This window comes from Geodermatophilus chilensis, from assembly GCF_002802985.1.
GTDB lineage: Bacteria > Actinomycetota > Actinomycetes > Mycobacteriales > Geodermatophilaceae > Geodermatophilus > Geodermatophilus chilensis.
Map to the genome: position 1 here is coordinate 1 of NZ_NVPT01000210.1, position 7671 is coordinate 7671.

Genomic DNA, 7671 nt, shown 5'->3' on the forward strand with positions numbered 1-7671 from the left:
AGATGTGTATAGAGACAGGCTCGCGCTGGGTCACCGCGGAGGCCGACACCGGCACTCGCAGCGGGACCGGGCCCAGCGGTGCCACCTGCGCCGTCACCGTGACGGTGACCGTGGACCCGTCGACGGCCACCGTGGCCGCCGCACCGTCCGGCGCGGCCCGGCCGGCCAGGGCGGTCACCAGCGCGGTGTCCTCGCCCCTCGCGGCCGCCCGCGCCCCCTCGCGGGCGGCGTCGACGCAGCGCAGCTGCGCCCCGACGACGGTCACCGCGGCGACGGCGCCGGCGAGCACGAGCAGCAGCACCGGCAGCACGACCGCCGTCTCCGCCGTCACCATCCCCGCCTCGCCCCGTGCGGGGCCGCGGCGCCGTCGCGCCATCAGGACAGGGTGGCCAGCGCGTCGGCGACGAGGGCGCTGAGCCCCTCGACGACCGACCCACCGGTGACGACGCGGTAGAGCACGGCCGCGAAGGCGCAGGCCGCGACGGTGCCGACGGCGTACTCGGCGGTGCTCATCCCGGCCTCCCCGGCGGCCCGGACGCGGGCCCAGCGCGCCCGCAGGCCGCGGGCTGCCGCCTCCTCGGCCGGGGCCGCGCCTTCGTCGGGCAGCTCTTCGTCGGGTCGGGTCTCGCAGGGTCCGGTCACGGTGCCTCCTCGGGTGCGCGGCCCGCCTCCCGGGCCGTCGCCCCGACCCTCGCCGGGGACGGGAGTCGGGCCCAGGTGCGCGGGGGATCTGTGGACGCCGCCGCCCGCTGTGGACGCCGGCCGCGGGCTCAGCCGAAGACGTCGGCGGCGATGCCGAGCACCAGCGGCACCACGCCCAGGCAGAGGAAGGCGGGCAGGAAGCAGGCACCCAGCGGCGCCAGCACCCACACCCCCGCCCGGCGGACCGCGGCGTCGGCCCGGCTGCGCTCACCCGCGCGGGCGTCGGCGGCCAGCGACCGCAGCGCCGGGACGACGGTCGAGCCCGACTCGCCGGCACGCACCAGCACCCGGCCGAGGACCGCCAGCCCCGGTGGCACCTCGGCCCAGGCCCGCCGCGGCGCCGCGCCCAGCCGGTAGAGGCCGGCCACGGTGGCCAGCTCGGGACCGAGCGGACCGGGCAGGGCGGTGGCCACGGCGGCCAGGGCGCCGCCCACGGGCAGCCCTGCCTCGAGGCAGACCGCGAGCAGGTCGCAGGCCACCGGCAGGTCTGCCTCGGGTGCCGGGCCCGCCCGCGAGCCCTCCTGTCCGCCACGGCGCAGCAGCCGCTCACCGCCCACCGAGACCAGCCCGGCCACCACGGCCCCCGCTCCGCCGCCGACCAGCAGCCCGGCGGCCAGCCCCGCCGCACCGGCCAGCAGCCACCGGCGCCGGGCGTCGGCGGGACCGGGCTCGGGTGCGGCCGCCGTCCCGTCCCGGCCGGCCAGCCACCGGGCGCGGACGGCGACGGGCGAGCGGACCGGCCAGCAGAGCAGCGCGGCCGCTCCCAACAGGGCGACCACGGCGGCGCTCACCGCACGGCCCGGGACACCAGCCGCGCCGACCAGGCCAGCCCGGCGACCTCCAGCCCCACTCCGACCACCAGCAGCACCTGGCCGGGCAGCGTGGCGGTGAGCACCCGCCACGGGTCGGCGCCCACGCCACCGCCCATGACCAGTCCCAGGACGGGGAGCCCCGCCAGCAGCGCCGCGCTGGCCCGCGCCCCGGCGGTCGCCGAGCGCAGCTCCAGCCGCTGCCGCGACCGGGCGCGCAGGTCGTCCTCCACCGCGCCGACGACGGCGGCCAGCGAGCAACCGGTGCGCGCGCTCAGCCGTGCGGCCGCCGCGACCCGGCCCAGCGCCCGCCCGAGTTCCCCGTCGGTCTCCCCACCGTCGTCCCCCGGCGAGCGGACCGCCCGGGCGAGTGCTCGGCCGCTGTCCTCGTCCGCGCAGGCGGCGACGGCGGCGCGGGTGGCCTCGTCCAGCGAACGGCCACCGCGCAGCTCCGCGCCCAGGGCGGTCAGCGCCTCGACCAGCGCGGCCAACCGTTCCTCCTCCTGCGCACCCGCCCGCCGACGCAGCTCGGCCCGCGCCGCCAGCGCCGTGCAGCACCCGGCCAGGGCCGCCACCAACGGGGTGCTCAGCAGTGCCGCGACCGCGCCGGCGGCGACCGCAGCGACGGCCGGCAGCGGGACCCCGGCGGCGGGGCGGGCGGCGACGTCCCCATCCCGAATCAGCGACCGTCGGCGGTCCCGGCGCAGCGCCGCGCGCCCCGGCCACAGCAGCAGGGCGGCGGCGAGCAGCAGCAGTCCGCCGGTCACCCGCACCCCGCCGACAGCAGCTCCGACAGCCGCGGCGCGCCCGGGCAGGGGCCGCCGTCGGCCCGCCAGCCGGACTCCACGACGACGAGGTCCCCGGCGCGGCGGACCACGCCGACCTCCTCGACCCGCCGTCCCTCCGGCGTCCGCCGCAGGTGCACCACCGCGGACAGGGCCGCGGCCGCCTGGCTGTGCACCGCCAGCCGGTCCAGGCCCGCGGTCACGCCGAGCGCCTCCAGCCGTGCGGGGACCTCGGCCGGGCGGTTGGCGTGCAGGGTGCCGCAGCCGCCGTCGTGCCCGGTGTTCAGCGCGGTGAGCAGGTCGGTGACCTCCGCGCCGCGGACCTCGCCCACCACCAGCCGGTCGGGCCGCATCCGCAGCGCCTGGCGGACGAGGTCGCGCAGCGTCACCTCGCCGACGCCCTCGACGTTGGGCGGCCGGGTGGCCAGCCGGACGACGTGCGCGTGCGCGGGCACGAGCTCCGGGGCGTCCTCGCACAGCACCAGCCGCTCGCCGGCCGGGACGAGGCCCAGCAGCGCGGACAGCAGCGTGGTCTTGCCCGAGCCGGTACCGCCGGTGACCAGGAAGGCCAGCCGCCCGGCGACCAGTGCCCGCACCAGGTCCCCCGACGCACCGGGGAAGGCACCGCGCGCGGCGAGGTCGGCGAAGGACAGCGAGGCCCGGCGCAGCACCCGCAGCGACAGACAGGTGCCGCTGCCCGACACCGGGGGCAGCACCGCGTGCAGCCGGGTGCCGTCGGGCAGGCCGGCATCCACCCAAGGCGCGGCGTCGTCGAGCCGCCGCCCGGCCGCGGCGGCCAGCCGGACGGCGAGACGGCGCACCGCGTCCTCGTCCGGGAAGCGGACCAGCGTGCGCTCCAGCCCGCTGCCGCGGTCGACCCAGACCTGGTCGGGGCCGTTGACCAGCACGTCGCTCACGCCGGGCTCGCGCAGCAGCGGCTCCAGCGGACCCGCCCCGGCCAGCTCGTCGACCGCGTCGCGGACCGCCTGCAGCACGTCGTCGTCGCCGAGCAGGCCGCCGGACTCCTCGCGCACCAGCGCGGCGACGGCCGCCCGCGTCGGGACGCCGGGCTCGAGGACCAGCCGCGCGCGGACGCGGTCGACCAACGCGCCGCTCACGCCGCCGCCCCGTCCACCACGGTCAGCGCCGCGAGCAGCCGGCGGGACAGCGCCCCCAGCGGCGACCGGACGCCCACCTGCGGCGGCCGGCCCTGCTCACCGCGGGACAGCGCGCTGCGGTCGGTGCCCAGCTCCCCCATCACGGGGCGGCCCACCACGTCGGCGACCTCGTCGGCGGACAGCCCGCCGGGCACCGACCGCACCACCAGCTGCGCTGCGGACCACGGCGCAGCCCGGCCGTCCCCACCCGGCGAGACCAGCAGCCGGGCCGCTGACGCCGCCCGCAAGCGGGCCGGGACGACGAGCACCGCGAGGTCGGCCTCGGCCAGCACCGCCGCGGCCGCCTCGGGGCCCGCGGTGCGGGGCAGGTCGACGACCACCGGCCAACCACCCGCGCGCGCCGCCTCGACGACCGCGGTCAGCGCCTCGGCCGGGACCTCGCCGGGTGCCGAGCGCGAGGCGGCGAGCACCGAGACGCCGCCGACCTCGGGCAGCGCCGCCATGAGCGCGTCGCCGGCCACCCGGCCGCGCAGCCCCGCGAGGTCCGGCCAGCGCAGCCCCTCGTCGCGCTCGGCACCGAGCAGCAGGTCCAGGCCGCCGCCCCAGCCGTCGGTGTCGACCAGCAGGACGCCGTCCCCACCGGGCGCGGCGGTGAGGGCCAGCGCCGCCGCCAGCGTGCTCACCCCCGCGCCGCCGCAGCTCCCGCCCACCACGACGAGCCGGCCGCGGTCGACCGGACGGCGCAGCGCCGAGGCCACCCGCGAGACCAGCCAGCCCTCGTCGGCCGGCAGCACCGCCACCCGCTCGGCGCCCAGTTCGACCGCCGCCGCCCAGACCGGTGCCGGGGGCTCCTCGGCCGCGACGACGACCACGCCGGGACGGCGGGGCAGCGCCCGCACCGGGGCGGCCGCCAGGACGTCGGTGCCGAGCAGGACCAGGGGCGCCTCCCGGTGGGCGCGGCGCAGCGCCGGGCCGCCCGTGGCGACCTCCGCTTCAGCGCCGGCCGCGGCCAGCAGCCGCAGCAGGTCGTCGAGCAGGTCCTCGTCGGCACTGGCGACGAGCGGGCGGGGCGGCGGGGAGCGGAACGCGGACACGCCCGCCAGCCCAGCGCCGGGACGGGCGGGCCGCCAGGGGCGGTCGGGATCTGTGGATGACCCATGCGGGTGTGGACGGCGCTGTGCGGCACGTCACACCTCGGCCGCTCACTTACAGTCGTGAACCGTGACCCGCGCAGCGGCGTTCTTCGACCTGGACAAGACGGTCATCGCCAAGTCCAGCACCCTCGCCTTCGGCCGCCCGTTCTTCCAGGGCGGCCTGATCAACCGGCGTGCCGTCCTCAAGGGCGCCTACGCGCAGTTCGTCTTCTCCCTCGCCGGCGCCGACGCCCAGCAGATGGAGCGCATGCGGGCGCAGATCACCGAGATGTGCACCGGGTGGGACGTCGCCACGGTGCACGAGATCGTGCGCGAGACGCTGCACCACATCGTCGAGCCGATGGTCTACGCCGAGGCCGCCGACCTCATGGAGGAGCACCGGGCGGCCGGCCGGGAGATCGTGATCGTCTCGAGCAGCGGCGCGGAGATGGTCGAGCCGATCGGCGAGATGCTCGGCGTCGACCGCGTGGTGGCCACCCGCATGGTGACCGTCGACGGCCGCTACACCGGCGAGATCGACTTCTACGCCTACGGGGAGAACAAAGCCGTGGCCGTCCGGCAGGTGGCCGCCGAGAGCGGCTACGACCTGGCCGACTGCCACGCCTACAGCGACTCGATCACCGACCTGCCGATGCTCGCGGCGGTCGGGCACCCGACGGCGGTCAACCCCGACCGGGCGCTGCGGAGGACGGCGGCCGAGCACGGCTGGCCGGTGCTGGAGTTCACCTGGCCGGTCACCATGCGCTCGCGCTTCCCGGTCCCGTCCGCCCCGGTGGTCACCGGTGCGGCGATGAGCGTGGGCGCCGCCGTGGCGGGCCTGGCCTGGTACGCCCGCCGGCGCGCCATGCGGGTGGTCGCCGAGGCGCCGCCGGAGCCGGCATCCGTGCCCGGCCGCTGGTGGCGCCGCGGCGCCTGAAGAAGGCCCCCGCCCCCGCCACTCGGCCCCCTCCCGGGCACCGCCGCGAGCTTGCGAGCGGTGGGAGGAGGGGGTCCTTCTACCTGCAGGGGGCCGTCAGCACCCGGCGCTCAGAGCGGCAGGCGCTCCCGCACCCGCTCCACGAGCGTGCGGACCGTCGACACCGGCCGGAACGCCCGCGCCGCCGAGGTGAGCGCGGCCTGCTCGTCCGGCCGCAGGTCGATGTCGGCCGCCGCGGCGTTGGCCTCGACCTGGGCGACGCTGGAGGCGCCGGGGATCACGACGACCCGCGGCAGGGAGACCAGCCAGGCCAGCGCGATCTGTGCGGGCGTGACGTCGTGGGCGGCGGCGACCTCGCGGAGGACCTCGAGCAGCGGCTCGGCGCGGCGCAGGTTCTCGGTGCCGAAGAGCGGGTTGGCCGCACGGACGCCGCCGGGGCGGTTGTCCACGCCGTACCGCCCCCCGAGCAGCCCCTGGGCCAGCGGGCTGTAGGCCATGACCATCCGGCCCTCCCGCTCGGCGAAGGGCACCAGGTCGTCGAGGGCCGACGGCGCGGCCAGCGAGAAGTGCACCTGGTTGCTGACCACGGGCCGGCCGAGGGCGGTGTCGGCCGCCTGCCAGCGCTCCAGCGAGTAGTTCGAGACCCCGACGGCGCCGATGCGGCCGGCGTCGAGCAGCTCGCGCATCCCGGTCATGGTCACCGAGTCCGGCACCACCGGGTTGGGCTGGTGCACCTGGTAGAGCGGCACGCGGTCCAGCCCCAGGCGGTGGGCGCTGCCCGTCAGCCGGCTGCGGACCACCGGCGGGAACGGCGCCGCGGGGAAGAGCTTGGTGGCGACGACGACGTCGGCCCGCTCCTCGCCCAGCGCCTCCCCGAGGATCCGCTCGCTGCGGCCGAAGCCGTAGACCTCCGCGGTGTCGAACAGGGTGACGCCCAGCTCGCGGGCCCGCCGGACGATCGCCCTGGCCTCACCGGAGGCGTAGGCGTCGCCGTAGCCCCACTCGCGGGAGCCGAACTGCCAGGTACCGAGGCCCACCCGGCTGACCGCGCCCAGCCCGTCCACATCGAGGTGTCGCACGCCCCGAGTGTGCCTGCTCGAGCCCGGGAGGGCTGTCCCGAGGAGTGGGGGCCCGGAGGGTCTCCCGACGAGGGACGGGGTGGGCTCAGCGCGGGCTCAGCGCAGCCAGGGGACGTCACCTGGCCGCCGTGCGGTCCGGTGGGACCGCGATGTCACAGCCACCCCTCAGCCGCGGAGCAGGGCCTCGGCGATCGCCAACCCCTCGAGGGCGCCGTGCTCGGTGGCTCGGCAGCAGTGCACCAGCCACTCCGCCACACCGTCGGGCCGGCCGGAGGCGTAGCCGGCCAGCGCACGGGCGTACTCCGCGCGGCCGAGCTCGGCGAAGCCCACCTCGGGCACCGACACCGCCTTCGGGTCCAGCCCCCGGGTGATGCCGGTCAGCCGGGCCGCGGCGCGCGCGACCACGCCGTCGGCGGTGCCGAACGGGGCGACCGCGGCCAGCTCGCCGTGCACCACGGCGGACAGGACGACGGCCGGCACCGAGGTCTCCTCCGTGACCAGCGAGAACAGCCCGCCCAGCCGCGGTCCGGCGTGCGCGCCGGGGCGGCCGAGGCCGGCGCGGTCGGTGAGGTCCGCCGCGGCCAGCACGTGCAGCCGGGCGAGCACCTGGCCGGGCGCCTTCGTCCAGGTCTCCTGCATCGAGCCGAGGGCGACCGAGGCGCGCAGCGCGCCCTGCACCACCGGGTCGTCGACCTGCCCCGCCCGCAGCTCGGCCAGCGGGACGTCGACCCCCTCCAGGGCGGCGGAGGCCCGGGCGCCGCGCAGCGCCGACTCGGTGCTGACCTCGGCCGACCGGTTGCGCATCAGCCGGTGCCGCAGCAGGCGGTCGATCCCGCTCCGGGCGGCCTCGGCGGCGTTCCGCACGCCGGGCAGGTCCAGCAGCGGGGCGAGCGGGTCGGCAGCGGCCGGGCGGGCCGCCGGACGGGCGGCGCCGGGACGCACGGGGATCGTCACGCCCCGACGGTACGAGGCGGGCGGCGGTGACCGGCGGCACCCTGGCCGAGGCTTTGACTAGGGCGTGTCTCGCAGATCTTGACGTGTGGGTCCGGTAGGCCTGGGTCGTGTTCGATCGTCATGACCTGACCGACGCGGAGTGGGCGCGACTGGA

General features: G+C 78.4%; 9 protein-coding genes. 1 reads left to right on the forward strand and 8 read right to left on the reverse strand.

The features are described 5' to 3' along the window. From CNO22_RS24010 to ssd, 6 genes are all read right to left on the reverse strand, one after another. A partial coding sequence (locus CNO22_RS24010) for a TadE family type IV pilus minor pilin (protein WP_232807308.1) occupies window positions 1-376 on the reverse strand: 376 nt, incomplete at its 3' end. Then, window positions 376-642 (reverse strand): DUF4244 domain-containing protein, encoded by a 267-nt coding sequence (locus CNO22_RS24015; protein WP_100501777.1) that lies wholly within the window; start codon window positions 640-642, stop codon window positions 376-378. The genes CNO22_RS24015 and CNO22_RS24010, both read right to left, overlap by 1 nt. 128 nt (window positions 643-770) lie before the next feature. Further along, a complete protein-coding gene (locus tag CNO22_RS24020) occupies window positions 771-1493 on the reverse strand; it encodes a type II secretion system F family protein (RefSeq protein WP_232807309.1) in 723 nt (240 codons plus the stop codon). Then, complete coding sequence (locus CNO22_RS24025; protein ID WP_100501785.1) at window positions 1490-2278, reverse strand: type II secretion system F family protein; 789 nt, start codon at window positions 2276-2278, stop codon at window positions 1490-1492. Before CNO22_RS24025 ends, CNO22_RS24020 begins: the two co-directional genes overlap by 4 nt. Next, complete coding sequence (locus CNO22_RS24030; RefSeq protein ID WP_100501778.1) at window positions 2275-3414, reverse strand: TadA family conjugal transfer-associated ATPase; 1140 nt, start codon at window positions 3412-3414, stop codon at window positions 2275-2277. The genes CNO22_RS24025 and CNO22_RS24030 overlap by 4 nt, the downstream gene beginning before the upstream one ends. Then, the gene (gene ssd, locus CNO22_RS24035) at window positions 3411-4508 is read right to left on the reverse strand and encodes a septum site-determining protein Ssd (protein ID WP_100501779.1); all 1098 of its coding nucleotides are present in this window, start codon (window positions 4506-4508) and stop codon (window positions 3411-3413) included. The genes CNO22_RS24030 and ssd overlap by 4 nt, the downstream gene beginning before the upstream one ends. Window positions 4509-4635: 127 nt before the next feature. Between ssd and CNO22_RS24040 the strand changes: the two genes are divergently transcribed. Beyond that, the gene (locus CNO22_RS24040) at window positions 4636-5484 is read left to right on the forward strand and encodes an HAD family hydrolase (RefSeq protein ID WP_100501780.1); all 849 of its coding nucleotides are present in this window, start codon (window positions 4636-4638) and stop codon (window positions 5482-5484) included. A 110-nt stretch (window positions 5485-5594) separates the two neighbouring features. Here CNO22_RS24040 and CNO22_RS24045 read toward each other — a convergent pair whose 3' ends face one another. After that, entirely contained in the window at window positions 5595-6563 is a 969-nt protein-coding gene (locus CNO22_RS24045) for an aldo/keto reductase (RefSeq protein WP_100501781.1), read from the reverse strand. A gap of 165 nt (window positions 6564-6728) precedes the next feature. Beyond that, entirely contained in the window at window positions 6729-7517 is a 789-nt protein-coding gene (locus CNO22_RS24050; RefSeq protein ID WP_100501782.1) for a Fic family protein, read from the reverse strand. Window positions 7518-7671 lie beyond the last annotated feature (154 nt).